General features: G+C 60.5%; 27 protein-coding genes and 1 riboswitch. Of the genes, 21 read left to right on the forward strand and 6 right to left on the reverse strand.

Annotated features, from left to right (window positions below; genetic code table 11):
- The first annotated feature begins 27 nt into the window (after window positions 1-27).
- The gene (locus LI953_RS10315; protein WP_227076050.1) at window positions 28-942 is read left to right on the forward strand and encodes a LysR family transcriptional regulator; all 915 of its coding nucleotides are present in this window, start codon (window positions 28-30) and stop codon (window positions 940-942) included.
- A gap of 8 nt (window positions 943-950) precedes the next feature.
- Here the strand turns inward: LI953_RS10315 and thiC are convergent, their stop codons facing one another.
- The 6 genes from thiC to LI953_RS10345 form a co-directional block, all read right to left on the reverse strand.
- Window positions 951-2,807 (reverse strand): phosphomethylpyrimidine synthase ThiC, encoded by a 1,857-nt coding sequence (thiC, locus tag LI953_RS10320; RefSeq protein WP_227075992.1) that lies wholly within the window; start codon window positions 2,805-2,807, stop codon window positions 951-953.
- A 39-nt stretch (window positions 2,808-2,846) separates the two neighbouring features.
- Window positions 2,847-2,966: riboswitch (TPP riboswitch) on the reverse strand.
- A gap of 174 nt (window positions 2,967-3,140) precedes the next feature.
- Window positions 3,141-3,572: a type II toxin-antitoxin system VapC family toxin gene (locus LI953_RS10325; RefSeq protein WP_227075993.1), complete on the reverse strand. Its 432-nt coding sequence runs from the start codon at window positions 3,570-3,572 to the stop codon at window positions 3,141-3,143.
- A 3-nt stretch (window positions 3,573-3,575) separates the two neighbouring features.
- Window positions 3,576-3,818, reverse strand: a complete 243-nt coding sequence (locus LI953_RS10330; RefSeq protein WP_227075994.1) for a type II toxin-antitoxin system Phd/YefM family antitoxin — start codon at window positions 3,816-3,818, stop codon at window positions 3,576-3,578.
- A 118-nt stretch (window positions 3,819-3,936) separates the two neighbouring features.
- On the reverse strand, window positions 3,937-4,641 hold the full coding sequence (locus LI953_RS10335) for a hypothetical protein (RefSeq protein ID WP_227075995.1): 705 nt from the start codon (window positions 4,639-4,641) through the stop codon (window positions 3,937-3,939).
- Window positions 4,629-5,564, reverse strand: coding sequence for a hypothetical protein (locus LI953_RS10340; RefSeq protein ID WP_227075996.1), 936 nt, complete (start codon window positions 5,562-5,564; stop codon window positions 4,629-4,631). Before LI953_RS10340 ends, LI953_RS10335 begins: the two co-directional genes overlap by 13 nt.
- 37 nt (window positions 5,565-5,601) lie before the next feature.
- On the reverse strand, window positions 5,602-6,207 hold the full coding sequence (locus LI953_RS10345) for a recombinase family protein (protein WP_227075997.1): 606 nt from the start codon (window positions 6,205-6,207) through the stop codon (window positions 5,602-5,604).
- Window positions 6,208-6,607: 400 nt separating this feature from the next.
- Between LI953_RS10345 and LI953_RS10350 the strand changes: the two genes are divergently transcribed.
- The 20 genes from LI953_RS10350 to LI953_RS10445 all read left to right on the forward strand — a co-directional run bounded on the left by LI953_RS10350 (window position 6,608) and on the right by LI953_RS10445 (window position 25,477).
- Window positions 6,608-7,345 carry a LuxR family transcriptional regulator gene (locus tag LI953_RS10350; protein ID WP_227075998.1) on the forward strand — a complete coding sequence of 246 codons (738 nt, stop codon included), beginning with the start codon at window positions 6,608-6,610 and terminating at the stop codon, window positions 7,343-7,345.
- Between the two features lie 320 nt (window positions 7,346-7,665).
- Window positions 7,666-8,280, forward strand: a complete 615-nt coding sequence (locus LI953_RS10355) for an acyl-homoserine-lactone synthase (RefSeq protein WP_227075999.1) — start codon at window positions 7,666-7,668, stop codon at window positions 8,278-8,280.
- 45 nt (window positions 8,281-8,325) lie between these two features.
- Window positions 8,326-9,033 (forward strand): transglycosylase SLT domain-containing protein, encoded by a 708-nt coding sequence (locus tag LI953_RS10360; protein WP_227076000.1) that lies wholly within the window; start codon window positions 8,326-8,328, stop codon window positions 9,031-9,033.
- A gap of 104 nt (window positions 9,034-9,137) precedes the next feature.
- Window positions 9,138-9,392 (forward strand): pilin major subunit VirB2, encoded by a 255-nt coding sequence (gene virB2, locus LI953_RS10365; protein WP_370635789.1) that lies wholly within the window; start codon window positions 9,138-9,140, stop codon window positions 9,390-9,392.
- A 1-nt stretch (window position 9,393) separates the two neighbouring features.
- Window positions 9,394-9,729 (forward strand): type IV secretion system protein VirB3, encoded by a 336-nt coding sequence (locus tag LI953_RS10370; protein WP_227076001.1) that lies wholly within the window; start codon window positions 9,394-9,396, stop codon window positions 9,727-9,729.
- On the forward strand, window positions 9,716-12,106 hold the full coding sequence (locus LI953_RS10375; protein ID WP_227076002.1) for a VirB4 family type IV secretion/conjugal transfer ATPase: 2,391 nt from the start codon (window positions 9,716-9,718) through the stop codon (window positions 12,104-12,106). Before LI953_RS10370 ends, LI953_RS10375 begins: the two co-directional genes overlap by 14 nt.
- A 12-nt stretch (window positions 12,107-12,118) precedes the next feature.
- The gene (locus tag LI953_RS10380) at window positions 12,119-12,841 is read left to right on the forward strand and encodes a type IV secretion system protein (RefSeq protein WP_227076003.1); all 723 of its coding nucleotides are present in this window, start codon (window positions 12,119-12,121) and stop codon (window positions 12,839-12,841) included.
- A complete protein-coding gene (locus LI953_RS10385; RefSeq protein ID WP_227076004.1) occupies window positions 12,841-13,191 on the forward strand; it encodes a hypothetical protein in 351 nt (116 codons plus the stop codon). Before LI953_RS10380 ends, LI953_RS10385 begins: the two co-directional genes overlap by 1 nt.
- 8 nt (window positions 13,192-13,199) lie before the next feature.
- Window positions 13,200-14,117, forward strand: a complete 918-nt coding sequence (locus LI953_RS10390; RefSeq protein WP_227076005.1) for a type IV secretion system protein — start codon at window positions 13,200-13,202, stop codon at window positions 14,115-14,117.
- On the forward strand, window positions 14,114-14,407 hold the full coding sequence (locus LI953_RS10395) for a type IV secretion system lipoprotein VirB7 (RefSeq protein ID WP_227076006.1): 294 nt from the start codon (window positions 14,114-14,116) through the stop codon (window positions 14,405-14,407). Before LI953_RS10390 ends, LI953_RS10395 begins: the two co-directional genes overlap by 4 nt.
- 6 nt (window positions 14,408-14,413) lie before the next feature.
- Window positions 14,414-15,106 carry a type IV secretion system protein VirB8 gene (locus LI953_RS10400; RefSeq protein WP_227076052.1) on the forward strand — a complete coding sequence of 231 codons (693 nt, stop codon included), beginning with the start codon at window positions 14,414-14,416 and terminating at the stop codon, window positions 15,104-15,106.
- Window positions 15,103-16,029 (forward strand): TrbG/VirB9 family P-type conjugative transfer protein, encoded by a 927-nt coding sequence (locus tag LI953_RS10405; protein WP_227076007.1) that lies wholly within the window; start codon window positions 15,103-15,105, stop codon window positions 16,027-16,029. The genes LI953_RS10400 and LI953_RS10405 overlap by 4 nt, the downstream gene beginning before the upstream one ends.
- Window positions 16,026-17,195, forward strand: coding sequence for a type IV secretion system protein VirB10 (gene virB10 / locus LI953_RS10410; RefSeq protein ID WP_227076008.1), 1,170 nt, complete (start codon window positions 16,026-16,028; stop codon window positions 17,193-17,195). The genes LI953_RS10405 and virB10 overlap by 4 nt, the downstream gene beginning before the upstream one ends.
- Complete coding sequence (virB11, locus tag LI953_RS10415) at window positions 17,185-18,225, forward strand: P-type DNA transfer ATPase VirB11 (RefSeq protein ID WP_227076009.1); 1,041 nt, start codon at window positions 17,185-17,187, stop codon at window positions 18,223-18,225. The genes virB10 and virB11 overlap by 11 nt, the downstream gene beginning before the upstream one ends.
- A 3-nt stretch (window positions 18,226-18,228) precedes the next feature.
- Window positions 18,229-20,112: a type IV secretory system conjugative DNA transfer family protein gene (locus tag LI953_RS10420; protein ID WP_227076010.1), complete on the forward strand. Its 1,884-nt coding sequence runs from the start codon at window positions 18,229-18,231 to the stop codon at window positions 20,110-20,112.
- Window positions 20,099-20,323: a hypothetical protein gene (locus LI953_RS10425; protein ID WP_227076011.1), complete on the forward strand. Its 225-nt coding sequence runs from the start codon at window positions 20,099-20,101 to the stop codon at window positions 20,321-20,323. Before LI953_RS10420 ends, LI953_RS10425 begins: the two co-directional genes overlap by 14 nt.
- Window positions 20,324-20,429: 106 nt before the next feature.
- Window positions 20,430-20,783 carry a hypothetical protein gene (locus LI953_RS10430; RefSeq protein ID WP_227076012.1) on the forward strand — a complete coding sequence of 118 codons (354 nt, stop codon included), beginning with the start codon at window positions 20,430-20,432 and terminating at the stop codon, window positions 20,781-20,783.
- Between the two features lie 51 nt (window positions 20,784-20,834).
- Window positions 20,835-24,575 (forward strand): MobF family relaxase, encoded by a 3,741-nt coding sequence (gene mobF, locus LI953_RS10435; protein ID WP_227076013.1) that lies wholly within the window; start codon window positions 20,835-20,837, stop codon window positions 24,573-24,575.
- A gap of 72 nt (window positions 24,576-24,647) precedes the next feature.
- On the forward strand, window positions 24,648-24,944 hold the full coding sequence (locus tag LI953_RS10440) for a DUF1778 domain-containing protein (RefSeq protein ID WP_227076053.1): 297 nt from the start codon (window positions 24,648-24,650) through the stop codon (window positions 24,942-24,944).
- A complete protein-coding gene (locus LI953_RS10445) occupies window positions 24,944-25,477 on the forward strand; it encodes an N-acetyltransferase (protein WP_227076014.1) in 534 nt (177 codons plus the stop codon). The genes LI953_RS10440 and LI953_RS10445 overlap by 1 nt, the downstream gene beginning before the upstream one ends.
- Window positions 25,478-25,612: the final 135 nt, after the last annotated feature.

Raw genomic sequence — 25,612 nt, forward strand, 5'->3', positions numbered from 1 at the left:
GAAATTCATTCACATATGGAGCTGCGCATGGCGATCCTCGAACGCATCCACCTGGCCATTATCCGCGAGGTTGAGCGCCAGGGCTCGCTGACGGCGGCAGCCGCGCAGCTCAACCTGACCCAGTCGGCGCTCTCTCATGCCATCGCCAAGCTGGAAGACCAGATCGGGGTAAAAATCTGGCGGCGCGAAGGGCGCAGCCTGCAGCCGACCCAGCCCGGCGAGTTTCTGCTAGCGGCTGCCAACCGCCTGCTGCCGCAATTTGCCCATGCCGAGGAGCGCCTGCGGCAATTCGCCAAAGGGGAGCGGGGTACGCTGCGCATCGGCATGGAGTGTCACCCCTGTTATCAATGGCTGCTCAAAATCGTGGCGCCGTATCTGGATAACTGGCCGAAGGTGAAGGTGGATGTGCGGCAGAAATTTCAGTTCGGCGGCATCGGCGCGCTGTTTGGCTACGAGATCGACATGCTGGTCACGCCCGATCCGCTCCATAAACCGGGCCTGCGCTTCACGCCGGTGTTTGATTACGAGCAGGTTCTGGTAGTCGGACCAGAGCATCCGCTGCGCGACGCCGATTTTGTGTTGCCGCACCAGCTAGCCGAAGAAACGCTGATTACCTATCCAGTCCCGGCCGACCGGCTGGACATCTACACCCAGTTTCTTACCCCCGCCGGAATCAGCCCCCGGCAGCATAAACCGATTGAGACCACCGACATCATGCTGCTGATGGTGGCGCATGGCCGCGGCGTGGCCGCCCTGCCGCGCTGGCTGGTGGAGGAAAATGCCGCGAAGTTCAACGTCAGCCCCGTCCGCCTGGGGCGCGATGGCGTTGCCAAGCAGATTTTCTTAGGGCTGCGCGAGGCAGATGCGGACATCGACTATATCCGCGCCTTCATTGAGCTGGCGTCCACCCGCCGCGCAGAAGCGACCCCGCAGCCGATCTGAGATAAACGCTACCCCGGGGAGGGCGCTGTTACTTCCGGCGTATCGGCAGCGCGCTCCCGGAGCGGGACATAAAGTTGACCACCCGTCAGTGCGAAAGCCTCGTTCTGCTTTTCCAACCCCGTAAGGCGGTCAGCTTCCTCGCGGATGTCGTGGCTGATTTTCATGGAACAAAATTTTGGACCGCACATGGAGCAGAAATGCGCGGTCTTATGCGCCTCCTTGGGCAGCGTTTCATCGTGGAAGCTGCGCGCCGTGTCCGGGTCCAGGCTGAGGTTGAACTGATCCTCCCAGCGGAACTCAAACCGCGCGCGGGAAATCGCATCATCACGCAGCCGGGCAGAGGGGTGTCCTTTCGCCAGATCTGCCGCGTGGGCCGCGAGTTTGTAGGTAATGACACCGGTTTTTACATCCTCGCGGTTGGGCAGGCCAAGATGCTCCTTGGGCGTGACATAGCAGAGCATGGCGGTGCCGAACCAGCCGATCATCGCCGCACCTATGGCTGAGGTGATGTGATCATAGCCCGGCGCGATATCGGTGGTGAGCGGCCCTAGCGTGTAGAACGGCGCTTCGCCGCAGGTGGCCAGCTGCTTGTCCATATTGGCTTTGACCTTGTGCATCGGCACATGGCCGGGGCCTTCGATCATCACCTGGCAGCCTTTTCCCCAAGCGGTTTTCGTCAGCTCGCCCAGGGTCTCCAGCTCCGCGAACTGAGCGGCATCATTGGCGTCGGCATTGGAGCCCGGGCGCAAGCCATCGCCCAGCGAGAAGGACACGTCGTATTTGCGCATGATGTCGCAGATGTCACCAAAATGCTCATAGAGAAAACTCTCGCGATGATGGCTGAGGCACCACTGCGCCATGATCGAGCCGCCGCGTGAGACAATGCCGGTAACCCTGCGGGCCGTGAGCGGGATATAAGCCAGGCGCACCCCGGCATGAATGGTGAAATAATCCACCCCCTGCTCGGCTTGTTCGATCAACGTGTCCTTGAACACCTCCCAGTCAAGCTTGCTGGCGTCACCGCCGACTTTCTCCAGCGCCTGATAGATCGGCACCGTGCCGATCGGCACGGGTGAGTTGCGCAGGATCCAGCTGCGGATATTGTGAATGTTACGCCCGGTGGAAAGGTCCATCACCGTGTCCGCGCCCCAGCGGATCGCCCAGACCAGCTTCTCAACCTCCTCGGCAGCCGATGAGGTGACGGCGGAGTTACCGATATTGGCGTTGATCTTCACCAGGAAATTGCGCCCGATGATCACCGGCTCAAGCTCAGGGTGGTTGATGTTCGCCGGGATGATGGCCCGCCCCGCGGCGATTTCCGAGCGGACGAATTCCGGCGTGACAAACTCAGGGATCGCCGCGCCAAAATCTTCGCCATCGGCGCGCAGGGCAGCCGCTTGCTCATGCGCGGCGTGGCGCCCCAGATTCTCCCGGTGCGCCACGTAGATCATTTCCTCGGTAATGATCCCGGCGCGGGCAAACTCATATTGCGTGACCATCCGGCCATCCTGCGCCACATGAATCTCATGTGCCGCCGGGCAGAGCGGCACCAGCCGGTCGGCGGGCGTAAAGCCATTATCCTCGGGTTTGATCGCGCGCCCGGTGGCGGTTGCGAAACCGCGCGCGGCGAGCCACCCGGCGCGGGGTTTTACCAGCCCGGCATCGAGGTCGATGCGGGCCGCATCTTCAGTATAAGGGCCGGAGGTGTCGTAGAGCCACAGCGGCGGCTCGTTGGCGCTGGGGTGCAGCGCAATCTCACGGAACGGCACCAGTATGTCTGGTCGTGTCAGTGGTGCGGAATAGATTTTACGCGAGCCGATAATCGGCCCGGTGGTTACTTCATGCAGCTTCTGTTGAATGGTCACGCGCAACGCCCTCCAAAAAACAGAGAGCGGGTGCAAAGACAATCTGCAAATCCCCGTCCCTCCGCCGGTATGACCCGGATCAGGTTCAAAGGGTTTATCGCGGCGGGTTGCCCCAAAGCGACGTCTCAGCTCCTTCACGGAACACCCCTCGGTGAATTCAGGACACTACGTTATGGCGGAGCTGTCAATGCGGCCCGTCGAGTTCATCGAATGGCCGCGTCGGAGCAGACCATGAACATCCAGAAACGGTGAGTATGGGCGCAATGACGCCGGAAGTGGCCGTTGGAAACAGAATGGTGGCTTTTGACGACTTCTTGCCGGCCATGATTATGCTCAGGGCAAGCGGGCAAACGGATCATGCACTGGCACGCCCAGCGGCTCAAAATGCCGCAGGTTGCGGGTCAGGATGGTCAGTCCGTGGTGCTGGGCGGTGGCGGCGATGATGATGTCGGCGAAGCCGGGCGCATAACCCTGGCCTCGGGAGCGGTCGGATAGACTGCCGGCGAGGCGGGCAGTGGCAAGGTCGAAGGGGAAGATGCGGGCCGCGTAGAGGTGCAGCACGGTCTCCAGCCAAGCGGTTAGGTCACGGGCTTTGCGGGTTGCCCCCTCACGCTTGGCCTTGGCGATCCCATCCTCAATCTCGGCGATGGTGACGGTGGAGAGAAATAATTCAGCCGAGTGGGCGTCCATCCAGGCGGCCAACTCGGGCAGGGGAACGCGCGAAGGTGCGCGCGCCGAGATGACATTGGTATCGACGAGATACAAGGATCAAAGGCCGCTATCACGGAGCGGGGAGGGGTTGCGCGGCGGCAGATCGCCCGCATCGAGAGGTGCCGCCATCAGCAATTGGCCGAAGGAAGGCACATGCGAGAGCCGCTGCCATTCCGCGAAGCTCAATACCACTGCCTCGGGCTTGCCGTGGCGGGTAATGATGGCGGGTTCGCCGCGCACGGCATCGTCAACCACGGCAGACAAGCTGGCCTTGGCGTCGCGAAGTTGGATTTCCCGCATGGCGGCCTCCGGGTGGTGGGGTGAACTACAGTAGTCATATTTAGGCCGGAGGGCTGGGGATGGCAAGGAGAAAGCACTTGGCTGCGGTTCGTTCGGCGGGTGGGGGCGGAGTTGGCGTCTATTGAGCAAGCGCTGAGGGGCCCGCTGGTGAAATGGGATCGGTCCAGACCGGCAGCATGCAGTAATGCCGGCCGCTGGCATCCTGTTGGAGGTTCTTGCGGCACACCGCCATGGCGCTGGCGCCGTTATTGTCCTGCATCAGCTGCCCCCACGCGATGGCCTCCGATGGTCCGGCCTTCATGGCGGCTGTGATCAGGTTAGACGCAACCTCGCCCTGGAAACGCCCGGCATTGAGCCCGGCGGCGTAGGTGAAGATACTGGGCACCAGGCTAATCGCCAGCACCGCGGCGCACCAGGCGGCGATGGTTTTGTACTTCACTGTCTTTGCCTGCTGCCGTACGGCGTAATTGATCGTTCCGGCGAGTTTGGGCGTCAGCTGCTCGACGATACCAGCCTGTTTGGTCTGGAGCGTTGCCTCGGTCTGCTGGATGGCAAGCTGCGTCTTCTTGATTGTGTCGTGATATTCACGGTCGAGCCGGTCGCTGGCATCGTGGAAATACCGCACGGCCTGGTTATGCAGCCGCCATTGCAGGCGCAGCGAGGAGGACAAAGCCTTGATGAGCGGCAGCACGGGGTCGTTTTTAAGCCCGGTGACCTGGATGGCGCGCTCCAGCTCGTCTTGCATCTGGGCGATATCCCGACCGAGTATCTCGCTGTATCGGCGCAGGTCGAGATCGTCCTTGGGCTCATTTACGGCAGCCATGAGCTGACTCCCGCAAAATTGGCGTCCATCGCTTCCAGCCATAGCCTGACCCGGGCGCGGTCGAACGGACCAAGCGGTGTGTCGGCCCGGCCATTCTTGCCCGCGACGGCGTCATTGAATTTCAGCCGGCGGATTTCCACGGGCTGGGCCGCCACGAGCCTTGGCATGAACACCGGCACAGCACCTTCATTGATGGCACGACGGACAGCGCTGTGGCGCAGAATGCGCGCGAAGGCCATGTCGCGCGTCTCACCGACATCCACCATGGCTTCGTTCAGGATGATGGCGGAGGCGGTTGGCTTGAAGCCCAACCCTTGCAAGGTGGCGAGTGGCGACAAATCCTCTTCCTGCGGCCCGACCGTATGGAACAGTACGACCGCGAAGCCCTGCGCCTCAAACAGCGCGACCAGATCGGGTAGCTCGACGGCGAGGCGGCGCAACGTGGTGTCGCCTCCGCCAAGGTCGATCAGCGCCGATATTTTCTGGGTCAGGCTGTGCTGCAGTAATCGATCCAGCCATTTCAGGGACATTGCGGGGTCGATGGTTTCCGGCGGGCGCGCCACTTTGTCGATATAACGGGAGAAGGTGTCGTTCGTAGTGTCCAGATCCGCCATTAGCAAAGGCGTGCCGTTCAGCAGGGTTTTCTCCGCCAGCCAGCGTATGCCGGTGGTTTTGCCGGTCTTGCCCCGCCCCACCCAGAAAATGATTTTGTGCCGCCCGCTTAAATCCATGCCTGTCAGGGGCGCCGGGCCGGGCAAAGCCATTGCCTGACCGGCGGCGCTGACCAGTTCCATCTCCGGGCCGGTATCTTCGTCCTGCCCAAAATTGAATATTGATGTCGGGGTGGCAGGAGAGGGCGGCCGGCCGGAGGTTGGATTTGGAAACCGTAGTAATTCCGGCGTGTTGTCTTTCTGTTCAGGCATTGTGGGGCTCCTTTTTAAAGAGGTCGATCAGCCTTGTTCAGGACGGCGGCTTTTTGCCGAGCAGGCGTTCCATGACTTCGTCGTAAGTGGGGGATGGCGGCCGGATGATGGGGGCGGCTGGCTCGTCGGAAGGCGGCGCGTCAGTTTCCGAGCGTCTGACCTCCCAATCGATAAAACGCGCTGGCTGAAATTCAGGCTCGCCCGCAACATCCGATGGATATGGCTCGATAAATTGTGCAGATACTGGCGGAGCGGGTGGCATCGGTGTTTGCGCCACTAACCCCTGCGAAGACATTGTCTGATTGCGGCGCCGATAGCCTTTCAATGGCAGACGTGCCCGGTAGGCTTCGCTCTGCAGCCAATCCGCCGTCCATGGTTTACCCGTGCGGTAGGTGATGCCTGCCATGGTCATGGCGCGCGCGATTGCTGCCCATGACCAGCCACTTTGCACCAGCGCCAGCAGCATTTCGGCGTGCAGGCGCAACCAGGGGCGGATGACATCACCTGATGACCATAGCGCAAGAAACTTCGCGGCCAGGGCGTTGATCTCATCATCGGAAGGGGTACGCTTGAGGGCCATGCGATGAACCAGCTTGGTGAAATTCAAAGCTTCACCTTGGCATTTTTGCTTCTGGAATTTCAACTTCCGAATCGGAATCTTGACAAAGTCAAATTTGGTTCATCAGCCCAAAGCTGTGCTCATTCCTATGCTGATTCCTAATCTCAATCCTGAGTGCAATCCTAACCTCATCCCTATGCTTAATCCTGATCTCTAATCTCGTCTGTCTGATGTGGTATCAGGTTACGTTTCTACGACAGACCAAGGAATGCTAGCGCATTCGGTAGAGATGGAATCTTGAGGGTCACGCGGAGATATTTTCCGCAGCAATGACGTGGTGATGAACAACAACAGCAGTGCAACGCCCTGAACAGCCAACGGTCCATTCGCGCTTCCCGGATATTACCAATATTTCAATTTACGCAAACATTCGTAATGCGGTAGTGCAAAATGCGTTGTCTCCAAATCGACTGGGAGGCTTATAATGATTGCTAATAACGATGACTGCTACGCAGAGATCGTCACGCAAATTGGCGAGGCCAAGAGCCTTGCCGCAATGCAAAAGATTGCTGGCGACATATGCAAGGTCTACAACCTGGCGAACATTGCCTATCATGCGCTCTATATTCCGGGTGCGAAGGTGTTCAATCCGATCCTACTGCTGACATATGATCCAGGCTGGATCGCACGATACAAGGACAACGACTACTTCAAAATCGATCCGGTGGTTGTGAGTGGCACGAAGAGCTTTTTGCCCCTGGATTGGGTAAATCTCGACCGCGAGAGCGCAGTTGCACGTGGCTTTTTCGCCGAAGCTGACCGGTATGATGTCGGCAGACAAGGAATAACTTTGCCTGTACGAGGGGCAGCCGGAGAACGCGCCTTGTTCACAATCACCTCCAATATGTCGATGAGAGAATGGGACAAGCGCCGGATTGGCTACATGAAAGAGTTCCAGATGATCGCGCATTATATGCATGATCGAATTGTGGATTTATCTGGCTATCGAGATGCCAAGCCAAAACCATTGTTATCGGCACGTGAAATGACATGCCTTGAGTTTGCAGCGCAGGGCGCAGCGGTAAAGCAGATCGCAGGTAAGTTAAAAATTACTGACCGGGCCGTTCGTCTATTTTTGAGTTCTGCTTGCGCTAAGCTTGATTGTGCTACGATACACCAGGTAGTTGCCAAGACCATCACACTTGAGATGCTGCGCCCGTAAATTTAAGTCGGCGGCTGCCACCCGACGAAAACCCGTCCCGTCAAATCCTCAATCGGTTGAAAGCATGCCCTGGCACGTCTCGTGACCGGGGTGATTTACATTGTCCAGCGCGTAACTCGCCGGCCAAATTTAGATAAAATTTCGATGAAATGCGTGATTGATTGCTCGTGTCAAGATTCCGATTCGGAAGATTGCAAGCTCGCTGATCTGGTTTGTAAAAATGAATCCACCGCGCCGGGGACGCTCAGCAAACTCCCCCCCCCCGGCGGAAACCAGATTTCGGCAGTCAAAATATTTCAACGAACTCAAGCGGAGCAAAGATGATCATAAATTTGAGCCGGGACGATAGGATCGAGCATCCGGCGTTATTTGACCAGATGTTTCAGTCCCGCGCAGCGGTCTTTCATGATCGCCTGGGTTGGGATGTCGTTGTTAAAGACGGTCGTGAAACGGATCGCTATGACGAGGAGGCGGATCCCGTCTATCTCCTCGCGGTTGATGGCGATCAGCGCGTGCACGGTTCGCTGCGGCTGCTTGCCACCACCGGGCCGACGATGCTGCAAGGCGAGTTTAAGCATTTCTTCGATGGTGACGTCGACGTGGCGGCACCCACGATCTGGGAATGCACGCGATTTTGCGTGCCGCCTATTTTTGGCAGTTCCGCCCCGGATGTGGGTACAGTCTCCGCCGAATTACTGATCGGCTTGTGCGAGTTATGCCTGGCGTCGGGCATTGAGTTCGTCGTTGGTGTTTATGAAACGTCGATGACCCGCATCTATGCGCGGATCGGCTGGAGCCCGGAACCGCTGGCGCGCGCACGTCCAGAGATTGGGAACATAACCGCCGGTATCTGGGAGGCTACTCCGGCAGCGCTTTCATCCATGCGTCAACGCCTGTCCGTTCGGACGAGCGGACGCCGGGTTCTGGTGGCGTAGATGGCCATGCGGCGGGCCAACTTTCGGAGATATCGGCTCACCGGTATGCTGGTGTGCCTGATCGCGGCAGGCCCGGCACCAGTCTTCGCTGCGACGTTATCGGATGCGGATTTTGCCGGTCTCGCGGCGCGTTGCGCGCCAGGGGTGCCGGTATGGGTTCTGCGCGGTGTTGCCCGCACGGAGAGCGATTTTCATCCATGGATGCTGCACGATAACAGTACCCATGCCAGTGCCAGCCCGGCGAGCTTCGCCGCCGCTGAGGCTCAGGCAGCCACTTGGATGGCCAGAGGGCATTCTGTCGATCTGGGCTTGATGCAAATCAACAGCGCCAACCTGCCCGCGTTGGGAATGACCATAGGCGCGGCGCTTGATCCTTGCTCGTCATTGGCGGGCGGTGCGGAAGTGCTGCGAGCCGCTTACGGCACAGGCCCGGTTCCCACCAGGCAGCAGGCAGCTTTGCTCATGGCGTTGTCGATCTACAATACCGGCTCACCACTCAAAGGGATCATGAACGGCTATGCGAGGCGCGTAATGCGCCATGCTGATGAGGCGGCGACGGCCCTATCCGTTCCGCCGCTGCCGCCTGCCATCGCCCCAGACATGCCACCCTCCTGGGATGTATCGGCCACCGGCAGTTACGCGAGGACACATGGCGCGCCCTGGCTGGTGCCGCTCGGGCTGGATGCGACGGCGCTAAAAATTGCTCTGGCCGATGAGGCTGCTTCCCCACCCCAAACGATGAGGTCGCCATGATGGACATGATCGCCCGGATGCTTCTTGCGCAGGCACGGATGTTTCGCCTGACCAGATTATGGCCCGTGGCTGCCCGAACGTGGCCCGTTACGCTGCTGGCGGTCATGCTTGGGCTTCCTGCGTTTGCCTACGCCCAGACTGTCTCAGGCGGGGCGAGCCCGCAGACGATGATCAATAATGTCTGCACCTTCATCCTGGGGCCGTTTGGTGAGACAATCGCCGTGCTCGGGATTATCGGCATCGGGTTTCTGTTCATGTTCGGCCGGGCGTCGCTCGGCGTGATCGCGGGCATCATCGGCGGCATCGTCATCATGTTTGGCGCTTCCTATCTCGGCCAGACTTTGACCGGGGGCGGTTGAGATGGAGCCCCTTGAAGCTGACACGCTATATCTCGCGGCGACGAGGCCCGCGATGTTCATGGGCGTGCCACTTAGTCTGGGGGCGATGCTGCTCATGCTGGCCGGGCTGATCGTCGTGATTTTCAAGAACCCGCTTTATTTGGTGGTCATGGCGCCGCTCTGGCTGGCGGCTCGGGAGTTGGTGGCGCGGGACTATAACGCCGTCGGTGTTGTGATGCTGTATCTGCGCACCGCAGGCCGGTCGGTGGACAGCAAGAGATGGGGCGGGGCCTCGGTGTCACCTGCACCGGTTCCTGGCCGCGCTCGTTACCGGGGTATGCGCGATGTGGGGGGATAGCGCCCGCGCGGAGCGCGCCGCCACGCAATATTTGCCCTATATCGGACATATCGGGCCGCAGACCGTGCTGCTGGAAAGCGGGGCGCTGCTGGCGATGGGGCATGTTGAGGGCCAGGCGTTCGAGCTGGCCGATCATGCGCTGCGCAATGCAAGACTGCGGCTACTGAACACGACCTACCGCAATCTCGCCGACGACAATGTCACCATCCATACGCATCTCATCCGCCATGCCGATCTGGGGGCAGCACCCACCCGCTGCTTCAGCTCCGGCTTTGCCCACGCGCTGGACGCCGCATACCGCGACGAGGTGTTGGCGGGTCGGCTGTACCGGAACGATTATTTTATCAGCCTGCTGATCTCGCCGCGCAGCCCGCTTGGCTCGGGCATGGCCAGAAGGTGGGCGCGGCTTGGGCGTAACCCCCCGGAAGCAGCTGATGGGCTGGCGCGAGAGTTAGAGGACCAATGGCTTGTTTTGGCCAATGGGCTGGAAGGGTTCAGAGTCAGGCGACTTGGTGTGTATGAGCGGGATGGGATCGCCTTCTCGGAAATCGCCGAGGCGTTGCGCCTGATTATCACCGGCAGGCCGCTGCCGGTGCCGGTTGTTTCCGGGCATCTGGGTGATTCGATTTACACTGATCGCGTTATTTGCGGGCGGCGGGGGATAGAGATCCGCGCGCCGGATAAGAGCTTGTTCGGGACGATATTCTCCTTTCGGGAGTATCCGGCAAAAACCCGGCCTGGGATTTTGAACACGCTGCTTTCGGTGCCGTTCCCCATCGTGCTGGCGCAATCCTTCGCCTTTGTTACCCGTGCCCAGGCGCAGGATAGGCTGTCTTTGAAATCCGCCCAGATGCTGGGCGCGCAGGACAAGGCGGTGAGCCAGATCGCCGGGTTGGAGGAAGCGGCGGATGCCCTGGCCTCCAATGAATTTGTTATGGGCGCGCATCACCTCTCGCTGGCGGTCTATGGAGATTCGCTGGCGGCGGTAGAGGAGCACGCGGGGCGGGCGCGCGGGCGGTTGGCCGATGCCGGGGCGGTGGTGGTCGAGGAGCGGCTGGGGCTGGAGGCGGCCTTTTGGTCGCAACTCCCGGGTAATCTGGAATGGCGCACGCGGCCCGGGGCAATCAATTCCCGCAATTTTGCTGGGCTGTCGAGCTTTGATAATTTCCCAGCAGGAGAAGAGCGCGGACATTGGGGTGCTGCTATCGCGCGCTTCCGCACGGATGGTGGCACAGCCTATGACTACGTGCCGCATGTTGCCGATGTTGCGATGACGATCATCTTCGGTCCCATAGGCTCGGGCAAGACCGCGCTGCTGATGTTCCTGTTGGCGATGTTCGAGCAGGCGATGGTGGAGGAAAATACCCCATCGGGCCGGGCTGGCTCGGTGGTGTTTTTCGATAAGGACCGGGGTGGGGAATTGCTGGTGCGCGCCACGGGCGGCACTTATCTGGAATTGCGCCGTGGTGAGGTGTCGGGGTTGGCACCGCTGCGTGGGCTGAAAGATACCGAAGCGGACCGGGATTTTCTGCGGGGTTGGCTGATCGCGTTAGTGCAAAGTGATGGCAAGGGCGGGCTAAATCCGGAGGAAGAGAAGCGCCTGGAGCGTGCGATCGCCCGGCAGATGAGCATGCCGGAAAATCTGCGTTCGCTGGCTGGTTTGCGGGAATTTCTCGGTCATGCCGACCCGATGGGGCTGGGTCCTCGCCTCGAGAAATGGTGCCGGGGTAATGCGCTGGGCTGGGCGTTCGATGGGGAGCACGACGAGGTGCGGCTCGATGGCGCGATCACCGGCGTCGATATGACCCAACTGCTCGAACATGACGAGGTCTGCGCGCCGGCGGGGGCTTATCTGCTCTATCGTGTGACACAAATCCTCGATGGGCGGCGCGTCGTGCTGAGTATCGATGAATTCCGCTTCTACCTTAAAAACCCGCAATTCGCGGCGGTGGTTGATAATCTTTTGTTGACGGTGCGCAAGAGCAATGGCGCGGTGTTTCTGGCGTTGCAGATGCCCGAGCATATTCTGGAGAGCCCGCTGGGGCCGTCGATCGTGGCGCAATGTCAGACCAAGATCATGTTCCCGTCGCCGACGGCGGACCGCGCGGTTTATATTGACGGCCTCAAATGCACTGAAGGAGAATATCGCGCGGTGCGCGAAGAGATGGCGGTCGGTAAGCGCCGCTTCCTGCTCAAGCGCGAGCAAGCCAGCGTTATTTGTGAATTCGATCTCGGCCAGATGCGCGATTATGTCGCTATACTTTCCGGCCGGACGAATACCGTGCGCTTTGCAGAAAAACTGCGCCGCGAGCTGGGCGATGAGCCAGACAAATGGCTGTCGGAATTTTTGAGATCCTACCATGACGCCAAGGACTGACAGGAGGATGAATTGAATCCGAATAGACTTGCATATGCAGTTGTGATCGCGGGAGTGATGCTGAGCCTCGGGTTGGCGCCAAAGGCCGCCGCGCAAATGGCGGTGATCGACAGCGCCAATCTGGGACAGAACATCCAGACCGCGGCGCAATCGGTCATCGCGGTGGAGCAGCTCAAGGCGCAATTGTCGCAGCTTGAGCAGACCTATCAGATGTTCACCAACCCCACTAATGTCATGGGCATGGCGGCTGGAATGGAGAACCAGTCGATCGAAAACCCGATGCCCATGGCGAACGCGATGGCGGGGCTGGTCGGAGGAACAACCGCGCCGTCCGGTGCGGCCGCAAGTTATTATAACCAGAACCATGTTTATGCACCAACGGATGGTTCGGCCGCGAGTGCGCAGTTGAACGCCAATGGCAATGCCATCGCAAATATCGAAGGCATTGCATCGACGAATCTCGCCGCGATTCAACAGCGTATGCAGGATTTACCGAATCTGGAATCGGATTTGAACGCCGCTACCTCGATCACCCAGGTCGATGCGATCAATGGCCGCATCGCGGCGGAATCGCAATTCGTGCAGGCGCAGCAGGCGCAGGCACAGAACCTTCAGGTGCTGGCGAGCGAGCAGGCGTCGTCGCAGCAACAGCAGCAGCAAGAGCATTTCGATCAGGATCAGACCAACCTTGTGAGCGAATTACAATCCGATGCGGCTACTAATGGAGGTCAATGATGATTTATCCATCCAGATTGCAGATCATAATTGGCCTGGCCGTTATTATTGCCGGGACTGGCGTGATTGTTGGTATTGATTTTAACATGCGCTCGTCCAGAAATGCGGCACCGAGCCAGGCGGGTATATCTGCGCCCGCTGCCACAGTGCACACGGCCAGCTGGTATGTTGCCAATCCCGCCATCGCCAAAAGGGATGAGGCGCGGTGTGGCGACAACGCCGCTTCAATATCGCAGGCGGCCTGTCAAAATGTTGAATCGGCCGAAGAACAATTGCTTGCCGATGAGATGCATCAGGCTGCCATATCGAATAGCGCCAACACTAATCCAAACGCCGCTGCGGCACCATGAGGTAAAAAATGGCCAGCGCTGACAATTATGCGCCGTTTTACACTTTTGATCAGATTATCCAGGCGCCGTTTACCAGCAGCCTGGAGACAACAGTCAATGCGGCAATGTCAGCTGTGCAGGGGCCGCTGACCGCACTGGTTGTGCTGTGGATCATAGTCACGGGCATTCTGGTTATGCGCGGCGACGTCGGAGTTCGCCAGGGGGTCAGCAGGATTATTACCGTCAGTCTGGTCATGGCAATTTTGATGTCCACGACACTCTACGACCAATATATCGTGAGCTTCTTCACGGCGGGCTTGCCGAATTATTTTGCTTCGTCATTCCTGGGGGTGACCGGAACAGCACCGGCAGCGCATCAGTTTGACGCGCTTTGGAATTCCGCATCAGAAGTTTTTGCGATTGCCGAAAATCATATGAATTTCCTCAACGTACTTTATTCAGTTCAGCTGGCAATTTTGCAGAGCCTTATGGTGTTTCCCATTGGTCTGGTGTTCTTGATCTACGAATCGACAAGGATTTTGACGGATATTGTTGTGTGCCTGGGGCCGTTTGTTCTCTCGGGATATTTATTCAGCGCAACACGTGGCGTGGCTGACCGATTTATCGGCAAGTTGATCGGTTTGATGATTTTGACGTTGTTGGTTGATATTGTGCTTGCGATTATCATCAATGGCTTCGTCACCTACGTGAACAGCACGTTGGGAAATGTCGCGACGGCATCTAAGCCGGAAGCCATTTTGATTTGTACCCAGCTCGTCATCTTTCTGGCGATTGGTAGCTTGATCACCTGCTTCTTGCCCGGGATCGCCGCTTATATCGGCGGCGGAATTTCCGTCAGCCCGCTCGCCATGGCCGCCTCGGCAACGCAAGCGGGGCGTATCGTTCAATCTTCACGTGGTAAATCAAACACAGGATTGGTCCGATGATCAGCAATGCTCGTCTTGTTCCATATTTTGCCGAGGGTGCAAGTTGCGCCTTTTGGGGGTGGATTCTCTACCGGCGGTTCGTGTCATCCAAACCGCTTCCAGGTATTTTGGGATTCGCTGGCAAATTCATCAAATTTTGTCTTATTCTCATCACCTTCGGGCTTCTCGCTGGGTGTTCCAATCCTGATCATCTTGCCGTGGCGTCCGGTCCGATCTTCGCGCTGAATGCGGGGCATTGGCAGCCGACACCGCAGGATCTGGCCGCCCCTCCCAAGGTTGCGGACCGGTAGGGCGTGATGGATCAGAATTCCGGCGCATTCCCGCTCGCGCCCGCCATGCTGGATAAGCATTACAACGAGGTTTTGTCGTTTCAGGAAGCGCGGGCGCGCTCGGCCCGGCTGCTCTCCAAGGGCGCGTTGGTGGCGTTCGGCCTCTCCATGCTCGCCAATCTGGGGCTGGCATGGGCGGTGGCCTCGATGTTGCCACTGACCAAATTGGTGCCGGTGTATTTTCTCATCCGCCCGGATGGCACGATCGATAATTCAGTCGCGCTTTCAACCTTGCCGGCCTCCACGCATCAAGCGGTGATCCGCGCGGCCCTCTGGCAATATGTGCAGATGCGCGAAGGTTATTCCTACGATACCGCACGGTATCGGTATGACATCGTCTCCGGCATGTCGGATGCCGCGACAAAAGCCGCCTATCAGGCGTGGTTCAATTATCCAAACCCGCAATCGCCGCAGGTGACCATCGGCAAGAATGGCGTCGTGACCGTGGAGCCGATTTCGGTGGCGCTGATCGGTCCTGGCGTGGCGCAAGTTCGCTACCAACGGATCTTTGAGGCGGGCATGAATACCGCAGTTACCACCACCTGGACTGCGACGGAGCAATTCGAGCAGGTCGATACCATGCCTGATGCCGAACGGCTGGACGATCCTGGAGGCATCATCATTACCAGCTATCAAGATGAAGAGGATACAGCGCCATGAGACGAGCTTTTGCGTTGGTGCTCGTGATTGGTGTGACAAGTATGGTGATGGCGCGCGGCGCCAATGCTGATCAGACGCCGAATGCGGGCCATTATGACAGCCGAATGCGCTATGTCGCCTACAACCCGGGCCAGGTTGTGCATCTATCGACGATCATCGGCGCGACGATGGTGGTGAGCTTCGCGCCGGGTGAGATGGTGACCTCGGTGGCGGAGACCGATAGTTTGCATCTAGCGGCGGTGCCGAAGGGCAATTACCTGTTCCTCAAGCCCAGTGCAGCGCTCACCTTGCAGCCGATTATCGTGCTCACCCAGCGCCCGAATGGCACGCTGCGGCGCTATGTTTTTGAGATCGAGACCGTGAATGCCCCGAGCACGGCAGATGGGGCGGCGGGTGTGTTCTACTCGGTGCAGTTCACCTATCCGGCGGATGCGGCTAAAGCGGCGGCGGAGCGCGCGGCTGCCGATGCCAAAAAGGTGGCGGCGCTCAACAGGCTGGCTTTGGCGCGGGCGACACAAACCGCCGCACAGTCGGCATTTCAGAATGAGCAGAGCAACCCTTATGCCGGGCCGCGCAATTACAAATACGTCGCACGTGGAGACCGCTCGCTGGCACCCTTAGCAGTCTGGGATAATGGCTATTCCACGCTACTGCAATTTGCAGGCAACGCGCGCATCCCCTCGATCTTCGTGATTGACCCGGATGGGAAGGAGGCAACGGCCAGCTATGCCGTCAATGGCGATATCGTGCAGCTCGACCAGACCGCACGGGAATGGCGCCTGCGCGATGGCGGCACGGTGCTGGATATTTATAACGTCGGTTACCAGTCGGTGGGTGGCAATCCGGAGACGGGTACGACCAGCCCGGATGTGTCGCGGGTCGTTGTGCCGCCCGGTAACAACCTGCCGGGAGCCACGCCATGAGCGGGCAAGCTCCCAACGGGCCGGAGATGGGGAGTCGAAGCGATCAGGCGGCAGCCTCGCCGGTGGAGGATGGGCGTTCGCCCGTTGCAGGCACGCCGCGCCGGGAGCTGACCACCGGCACCAAGCTTGGCATTCTGGCGCTGGTGGCGGTTTTGGGGCTGGGCTTCATCTGGTTCAACGCGCTGTTCAGCCATAAGTGGGCGGACCAGCAAAAAATCATTCCAGCGGCATATACGAATGGCGGCGAAGTTTTTAACGGGCCGCCGGACTCGGCCATGAAGCCCGCCGCGCAAAAACTACCAGCGCCCGCCACTACACAAACTGGGTTGTTGGACGCACCCGCGCAAACCTCGCCCGCTGCGGCGCCGATCCTGGCCTTCTCCGGATCGTCGGTGCCGGTTCCCAAACAGCCGGCCGCCTCGAGCGTCAGTCAGCCGGGCGCCACGGCGGCGGTGACGCCGATGCAGGATAATTCCCCCTTGGCGGCGCGGCTTAAGCCCACGGTTCTCGATGGCGAGCAGGCCTCGGTTATGCGGCATCCGGACATGGTGATCACCGAGGGCACGATGATCCCGTGCACCCTGCAAACGGCTATCGATAGCCAGTTGCCTGGGTTTGTGACCTGTGTGGTGCCGATCGATATTCGCGGTGCTACTGGCAATGTCGTGCTGCTCGACCGAGGCACAAAGATCGTCGGCCAGTTGGAGAGCGGGCTTCTGCACGGACAGAACCGGGTGTTCGTCGATTGGACCCGGGCCGAGACGCCGGATCATGTCATCGTCACGCTGGATTCCCCCGGCTCCGATGAATTGGGCCGGGCGGGGTTGCCGGGCGAGGTGGATAATCATTTCTGGGACCGGTTTGGCGGGGCGCTGATGCTGACGATGGTGCAAGGCGGGTTGCAGGCCGGAACCCTGGCGGCGGCAGGGAATGGCAACAGCAATTCGACCTCGCAGCAGGCAGCACTTGGCTTTGTGTATGCCGCGCAGAGCAATGGCCAGTCGGTTGCCAACACGGCCTTGGCGAATTCCATCAACATTCCGCCGACACTGACCAAGAACCAGGGCGATACCGTCTCGCTGATCGTGGCGCATGATCTGGATTTTTCCAGCGTGTACCGGTTGAGGCTGGATAATACCGGCGCGGAGACGGGCAATGGCGGGTGAGGCAGCGCGCTTGCTGACATATTTGATGCAGCCGCTGGCGTCCTGGCTGGATGATCCCGCCACGGAAGAGATTTGTATCAACCGGCCGGGGGAGTTGTTTGTCCGCCAGCGCGGCCAGTTCCGGGCGGAAGCCATAGCGCTCGATTATGCGGACCTCGAGGATATCGCCACGCTGGCCGGCGCGCTGCGTAAGCAGGATGTCGGACCGCGCAGCCCGCTTTGCGCCACCGAATTGCCCGGCGGGGAGCGGCTGCAAATCTGCATGCCGCCCGCCGTTCCGGCTGGTACGCTCAGCATCACCATCCGCAAGCCGGGAGGCTCGGTGGCACCGCTCGACTCGCTGGTGAGCCGTTACCAGGTGGCGGGCTGGAATAACTGGGCCAGCCGCAAAGAGGCGGCGCAGCGGGACTTTGCCGCCTTGCTTGCCCTGTATGATGCTGGTGACATCAAAACCTTCTTGGAGCGCGCGGTGCAGGCGCGGCTCACCATCCTGCTGTGCGGTGCTACCGGCTCGGGCAAAACGACGATGAGTAAAACCCTCATCAGCGCCATCCCGTCGCAGGAGCGGCTGATCACCATTGAGGACACGCTGGAGCTGGTCATCCTCCAGCCTAATCATGTCCGGTTGCTCTATGCCAAGGATAATATCGGCTTGGCGCGGGTGACGTCGGAAATGCTGCTGCAAGCCAGCCTGCGCATGAAGCCGGATCGGATCTTGTTGCAGGAGCTACGCGACGATGCCGCCTGGACCTACATCAATGAAATCGTTTCTGGTCATCCCGGCTCGATTACCACCATCCATGGGCGTAATCCCGAGCAGGCGTTCAGGCGGTTGTTTGCCCTGGTGAAGGGTAGCCCGCAGGGCGGGAGGTGGGATGACAAGACGCTGATGGAGTTTTTATCCGCAGCCGTCGATCTGATCATTCCATTCCACAATGAGGGCGCGGTGTACGAGATCGGGGAAGTGTGGTTTGCGGCTGACGCTGCGCGCCGTGGTGAGAGTGCTGCGCATTTGTTGCGGGCGGCATAAATCATGAGCGTCTCCATCTCAGAACAAACCGGCCAATTCATCGTCAAAGGAGGTTTTGGCATTATCCTAACATTGATCGCTTGGACCGTGGTGGCATCATTTGTATTTCTGTTCGGCACAGGAATGCTGCATGAGTTTCCGCATCCATTCTGGCAATGGTGGCTGTATGCGTTGAATTTTGACGGTAACCCGCGCGTGTCGCTCTGGCTCAAAATCAGTGCCGGGGTGGGTGCCATGCCACCGGTGCTGATGATCACAGCACTCATCTATCGCGGCCAGCAAGTGGTGGGCCCAAAACTCCGGCGGCCACTCTTTGGCGGTATCGTCAAATCGCCGCTGGCGGTGACCGATAATCATGGACGCGCCGCATGGATGGCGATGGCGGCGGCGCGCGAACGCTTTCCTGGCCCAAATCCTGCCTTTGGCGGCATTGTCGTCGGTGAGGCTTATCGCGTTGACCAGGAGAAGGTGGCGGTTCGGCGCTTCGATCCGGACGATGCCAAAAGCTGGGGGCAGGGCGGTCAGGCGCCTTTGCTGATCGATCCGTGCCGTGAGGGGCCGACCCATTCGCTGATGATCATCGGCAGCGGTGGCTACAAGACCACCACGGCCGTCTCCACCTTGCTGCATTGGACCGGCTCAGCGGTCATTCTTGATCCCGCCGGAGAGATCGCGCCGATGTTGCGGGACGCGCGTAAGGCGATGGGGCACATGGTGCATGAGCTCGACCCGCGCGCAGGGACTGGCTTCAACGTGCTGGACTGGATCGACACCACCTCGCCGCTGGCGGCCACCAACATCGATTCCGTTGTTGCCTGGGTGTGCGGGGATACCAAGCCAGCGGCCAGAAAAGATGATTTTTTCGACAGCATGGCGCGCAATATGGTGCGCTGTTTTTTGGCCCATATTCTGTTCGACGAGACAGCGCCGGCAAAGCTCAAGACCTTGCGCGCGGTACGCCGGGCGATCGCTATGCCGGTCAATGAGGTCAGGGCCGTGCTGCGGGGGATTTTTGAGGCGAGCCCCAGCGCATATGCGCGCCAGTTAGCCGGGCCGGTATGCGGGCTGGTGGATGAGACCTTCAGCGGGGTGATCGGCAGCGCCGCCGAGCTGACCACCTGGCTCGCCAACCCGGCCTTTGCCAATCTGGTCTCCGGCAACAGTTTTAGGACCTCCGCCCTGCTGGACGGCAAGGTGACGATCTTCCTGAAAATGCCGTTGAAGGCGTTGGAGACCGAACCCGGGATATCGCGCACCATCATCGGCGCGCTGTTGAATGCCGTGTACGAGGCGGATGGCGCGATGCAGGGCCGGGTGTTGTTCCTGCTCGATGAAGCGGCGCGGCTTGGCTATATGAAAATCCTGGAAACCGCGCGGGATGCCGGGCGCAAATACGGCATCACCATGCAATTGCTTTATCAGTCGAGCGGGCAGATCGTCGAGCAATGGGGCGAACAGGGCAAACGCTCTTGGTATGACGGCGTCTCCTATCGCTGCTACGCGGCGGTGCAGGATCTCGATACCGCCACTGAGCTCGAAAACTCCTTTGGCACCTATGGGGTGATGGCGAGTTCCGAGGGGATGAATACCGGCAAATCCGGCAAAGCCATGCAAGCATCCTCGCTCTCGCGCGGTTCAAATATTTCTTACCATGAAATCGGTCGGCCGCTGATCCGTAAGGCGGAGTTGCTGCATGATGTGCGTGATGATGAGATGTTCGTCCTGGCGCGCGGCATGGCCCCGTTGCGCTGCGGGCGTGCGATTTATTTCCGCAGACCCGAGATGCGGGCGCTTGTCGCGGAAAACCGCTTCCACAAGCCGGGATATCAGGTAGGTCCCAACCAGCAATCAAACCAGGAAGGAGTAGGAACCGATGTCAGAAATTGACGCCGATCTCGACCGTGCCGCCGCCGCGTACTGGCTTTCGGTGGCGAGTAAATCCACACCGGAGAAGAATGCCGCCCTGGCCCGGGCAGTGAGCCTTCTGCGCGATGCACGGGCGGAGGCGCGTATCCCTGACAGCGCGCGCCAGCCAACGCTCAATGATCTGGAAGCACCGCCCCTGGACGTGCCGCATCGGCGGCGGCTGACGCCATGAAAACTCGTTCTGATTCCACGCTGAGCTGCCGTAGCGCCGTCTCGCTTGTCTGATGGAAAGTCCGAACGACAAGGCGAATCGTAGAGGCTCGCCCGCATCTTCGCATTTGTCCCTGGAGGTAATTGCCACTCGGCTGGCCGCACTTGATGCCGGGCAGGCGGCGATGAATGGCGCGCTGGGGTTGATGCTCGATACGTTGCATGTTCAGACCACGATGCTGCGCAAGCTCAATGAGTTTGCCACTGCGGATTCAGCGCCTTCGCCGTTGCTCAAAACCCTGCAGGGCCTGACCGCCGCGATCATGGAGCTCGATGCATCGGTCGGCGATGTGGAACGGAAATTCGATGGTCTGGCTCAGGTTCTGAGCGTGGCCTTTGGCGTGCCGCCCGGCGAAGCACCGCCGGATCATAACGGGCCGGAATGGCCACAGAGTCCGGCCATGGATGGTGAGGGCGGCTGAATGCTGACCTATCGCACCGGGGCGGCGGGAGCGCCAGCTGCGGCGAGGTTCATGAGCGAACATTTATTGCAGCAGACCTTGTCGCCCGAGATGGCGGCGATGGCGGAATATTACGAGCAGGGCGTAACGCCGCCAACGCTCGCCGATGCGGCCGCGTCGCGCTACGGCCGGTTCACGGCCGGTGGCACTCCTTTGGCGGCGGAAACGCTGGATGGGCTGGTGCGGGTGGAAGCAGAGCGTCTCGCCGAGAGCGGTGTCGCGCTTGCCGCTGGCGCGGGTGACGGGCGGGATGAACTGATCTTGCGTGCCTTGGCAGCCTTCGCGGCGGCTGGGCTGGTGGGCCGTGAAGAGGCGCTGGCTAGCTTAGCTCGGCAGTCTGGGGCGGGACCAGCCAGCGAAGGGAGCGGGGCGGGGGCAGGCGACAACGAGAGGCGCTTCGATGCTGCGATGGCTGAGGCCGTTGTTGCGCCAGATCGTAGCAGCGCGACGGCAGCGCCCCGGCGGGACATGAACCCGATGCTGGCGCGGCGACTGGGGATTGAGCCGCAGCGCGGGTTGAAGCCGGATGAGGTGGCGTGCCTGCTGAACGGGCAGCGTGCGGATGGCAGCGCCATCGAGGGCCGGGTGCAGCGTGCCTCGAGCCTGCCGCTGTCACAGATTTTTGGCTTGGATGCAGCACGGGTGCCAACGCCCGAACAACTGGCGCGGATGCTGGCCGGGCGGAAGGTCAATGGCGAGGCGTTGCCCGCCGAGGAAGCTGAGCGGGCGGTGCGACGTTTGCTCTCGGGCCTGTGCGTCAAAGACAAAACGCTGACTACCGAACAACGCGTGCATATTCACGCCGGGCGTGATGCCGAGGGGCGGGAGGTGGAGGCCCGCCAATACCGGACTATTCTTGAAGCCGCCAAGATGCGAATCGGCTATATCGATCTGACCTTCTCCGCGCCCAAATCGCTTTCCATCGCCTGGGCGTTTGCTCCCACCAAAGCCGAGCGAGCGATGCTGCACCAGGCACATCGGGATGCCATCGATAATGTCATGGCCGCTATTGAGCAGGAGATCGGCCGGGCCTCAATCGGGGACGCGGCTAAGCGGGGCTATGAGGCTGGATCCATCGGTTGGGTATCCTTCGACCATTACGCAGCCCGGCCGACGGTTGAGATCGTGCGGGAGGATGAGCAGGGCCAGCCGGTCACGGAGTTGCATACGCTCACCGGCACGCAGGGCCGCGCACCGGGCGACATGCAGATGCACACCCATGTTGCCGTGTTCAACCTTGTCGAGACGCCGAGCGGGCGGGTTGGCAGCATCAACCTCGCTCTGCTTGAGGGGCGGATTCATGAATGGGGCGCGCTGTATCAGGCCTATCTCGCCAATCATCTGCGCGCCCATGGCGTGGAGGTGGAACTCGATGCCCGAACCGAGATGGCCAAACTCTCCGCCGTGCCCGACAGCATTGTCGCGCAATTCAGCAAGCGGACCATGGGCGGCACCGCAGCGGCGCGGGTCTATGCGCGCTCCCTTGGCCTTGATTGGGAAACATTGTCCCCGGCCCGCAAAATCGCCCTGCTGAAAGCCGGGGTGCAGAACCCGCGTGAGGCCAAGAGCGATGATGTCAGCGATCTCGCCGCCTGGCGAGCGACGGTAAAGCGGCTGGGTTATGAGCACCGAAGCGTGCTGCGTCCGGATGGTGTCATGCCTCGTCCCAGCCGGGAGCAGCGGCTTGAGGCCGCCTTCCAGGCCGCACTGCCGCTGCTGGGCAGGCAATTCGATCGACGGGCGGTAATTGCTGGTGCGGATGCCCGGATCGCCGCCGCCAAGGGGCTGATCGCCGCGGGGATTGGGGAGGCCGTTGACGTGGACGCCATCACGCAGGCCTTTCGTGAACGCGGTGTTCAGCGCCGGGGTGAGGACGTCGCATTGATCTGGGGGCGTGTGCCGGGGCGCCAGGGCCGGGACCGGGTGGCGGTGACCACGACGCTCGAGCTTCGTGAGGAACAGAGGCTCATCGAGACGGCACGGGTTGGGGCGCGGGACCACAGTGCCGCGCTCTCGCGCAAAGCCATCGCGGCAGCGGTGGCCTCATTCCCGGACATCGATTTTACCAGCGCGCATGGCCGCGCACAGCGGCGGATCATCGATCAGCTGGGCACTGGCGGACGGGTTGGGCTCGCCATTGGCGTGGCGGGCTCCGGCAAGAGCACCTTGCTGAAGCCTTTGGTCCGGGCTTGGCAGGCGGAAGACAGGGTGGTCCATGGCATCGCCCTGGCGTGGAGGCAATCGGATGATCTGGCAGAAGTCGGGATCGCGGCCGCGAATACACGCGCCGTGAGGGCGTTCCTGCGGGATTTGGAGCGGGGAAAGCTCGTGCTCGGCCGCAAATCCGTCGTGGTTGTCGATGAAGTGGGGTTGCTCGGCACACGCCAGCTGAACGCCATCATGGCGGCGCAGGCAGAGAAGGGCTTCCAACTGGTCATGATTGGCGACCCCAAGCAGATGCAGGCGGTGGAGGCCGGGCCGGTGATCGAGCTGCTGCGCCAGGCCCTGGGCGCCGACAAGGTGCCGGAATTGGGCTCTTCGGTCAGGCAAAAGGCGGCGGACGAGCGCGAGACCGTGCTGATGTTCCGCAATGGCCAGACAGAGGAGGCCGTGCGCCGCAAGGATGCCAACGGCACGTTGCAGGTTGTTCCGGGCGGGTATGAAGAGGCGGTGGCGCAAACGGCTTTCCTATGGCGGCAGCGGCTTGAGGCGAACCGGGATCGGCCAGACTTCAGCATTTCGGTGAGTGCGCCGAGTAACGCGGAAGCGCATGATATCAGCCTGGCTATTCGCCAGCAGCGCCGGACCATGGGGGAAATTGGGCCGGATCAGGTCACCGTCAAAGCCACGGATGGAGCGGGAGAGCGAGAATATGAGTTGGAACTCGCCGTGGGGGACCGCGTGCGGTTGTTCCGGCGTACAAATGCCAAATTCACCGAGACCGGCACGGTCGGGAATATCGGTCGCAACGGGTCGGTGTTGGAAATTATAGCCGTCGATGGCGCCGGGCTGATCTTCAGGAATGGTGTGGGCAGGGAGGGGGAGGTCGTCTGGGAAACGTTGCGCGATGAGGCCAGCGGCAGGGTTCAATTGGCTTATGGTGATGCGCTGACAACAAATACCGCGCAGGGCACCACCGTGACGGAGCATATTCATGCGATGCCCGCCGGCACGAAACTGGTCTCGGCGTTTGGGGCCTATACATCGGGCAGCCGACATCGGGAGCAGAGTTTTATCGTGACATCGGAAGGGGCGGAGCGGGCCGAGGTGATTGCGCGGCGGCCGCTGGGTGATAAGCGCGAGATTGGGCGCGGTGATCTGTTGAACAACATCATCCGCAATTTTGCGCAAGCGCCCGAAAAGGAAGCGGCGCTGGCATTGATCGATCGTGCCGTTGGCCTGCGGCGTGGCGCGGTCCAGGCGATGCAGAGGGTTCACCGGGCAGCGGAAGCGCGCGGGGATGTCAGGGATCAGCCGTCGATGCTGGCTGAGGGGTTGATGAGCCGCCGGGTTGCACAGGCGTTTGCCGAGATTCTACCCGGTTTGGCGGCGCAAATGCGCCGTCATGGCGGGGCATTGGCACATGTTGCCCGTATCGGCGCGGATGTGGCGGAGCTTCTGGCCAGGTTGGCCCGTCGCCCGTTGGTCACTCACCAGGCTGAGGCGGAATTCTGGCATCGGGTTGGTCAACGAGGCCAAGATTTGCAGGATCACATGGAGCAGCGGACGCAAATGAGGCGGCATGGTCGATGAGGGAAGTAAGCGGATTGTATTGTATAATGCGCTACGGCGATCTATATGAATCCCATGACAAAAGCCACAGCCATGATCCCATCAGCCAAACGTAAGGACCATCCGCTCTCGATGCGGTTGCCGGAAGGTGACATCGCCATTATCGACCGCGCCGCCGATTTGCGCGGGCGCTCACGGACGGATTTTGTGCGTGAGGCTGCGGTGCGGGCTGCCGAGGAAGTGCTTATGGAAAGCACGCTGGTGCGTATGAGCACAGAGGGGTTTGAGGCCTTTATTCAAGCTGTGTCCGCGCCTGCCGCTCCCGTGCCGGAAATGGCGGCATCGCTTCGCCGCAGGGCGCCGTGGGAGAAGGAAACGGCAAAACGCTGATGGCGGAGCCGCGGCTCTCCGCGCCGGAATTGCTGAATGCCGGTCACGATGTATCCCAGTTCTCCTGCGGCAAGCCCTCGCTCGACCATTGGCTGAAGACCCGGGCGCTGGCCAACCAGCAAAAGGGGTTCACGGTAGTCATGGTCGTCCATGTGGGGGGCAGGGTGGTAGGCTATTACGGCCTGGCGCCGACCGCCATTGTGCCAGCCAGCCTGCCACGCGCGATCCGCACCGGCCAGCCACCGAACCCGGTGCCATGTATTCTGCTCGGGCAGCTTGCGACGGACCACGCTTGGGGTGGGCAAGGGATTGGCCTGGGATTGTTCAATCACGCCCTTGCCCGCAGCGTGAATGGCGCCGTGCTGATCGGCGGGCGGGCGCTTATCGTCAATGCCATTGATGACGAGGCGGCGGGGTTTTGGCGCCGCCGTGGCTTTTTACCGTCGACGGATGACGCGCTGGTGCTGTTCAGGTCGATTGCCGATATCGCCGCTTCCTTAGCATTCGCGGCTCAGAACCCCTTAGTGTATTAGCGAGATTGATTGATTGAAACAAATAAAATCAATGTTTTGTGAGGAGTTTTGGCCCGGTGCGGGCGTAAATTTTTGGCCGAACTCGGTCGTCTCTTGGTTTTGAATTTCCGCGACGGCTGGAGAGTAGAACTTCTG

This window comes from Acidocella sp. KAb 2-4, assembly GCF_020567705.1.
In the GTDB taxonomy this organism is placed as follows: domain Bacteria; phylum Pseudomonadota; class Alphaproteobacteria; order Acetobacterales; family Acetobacteraceae; genus Acidocella.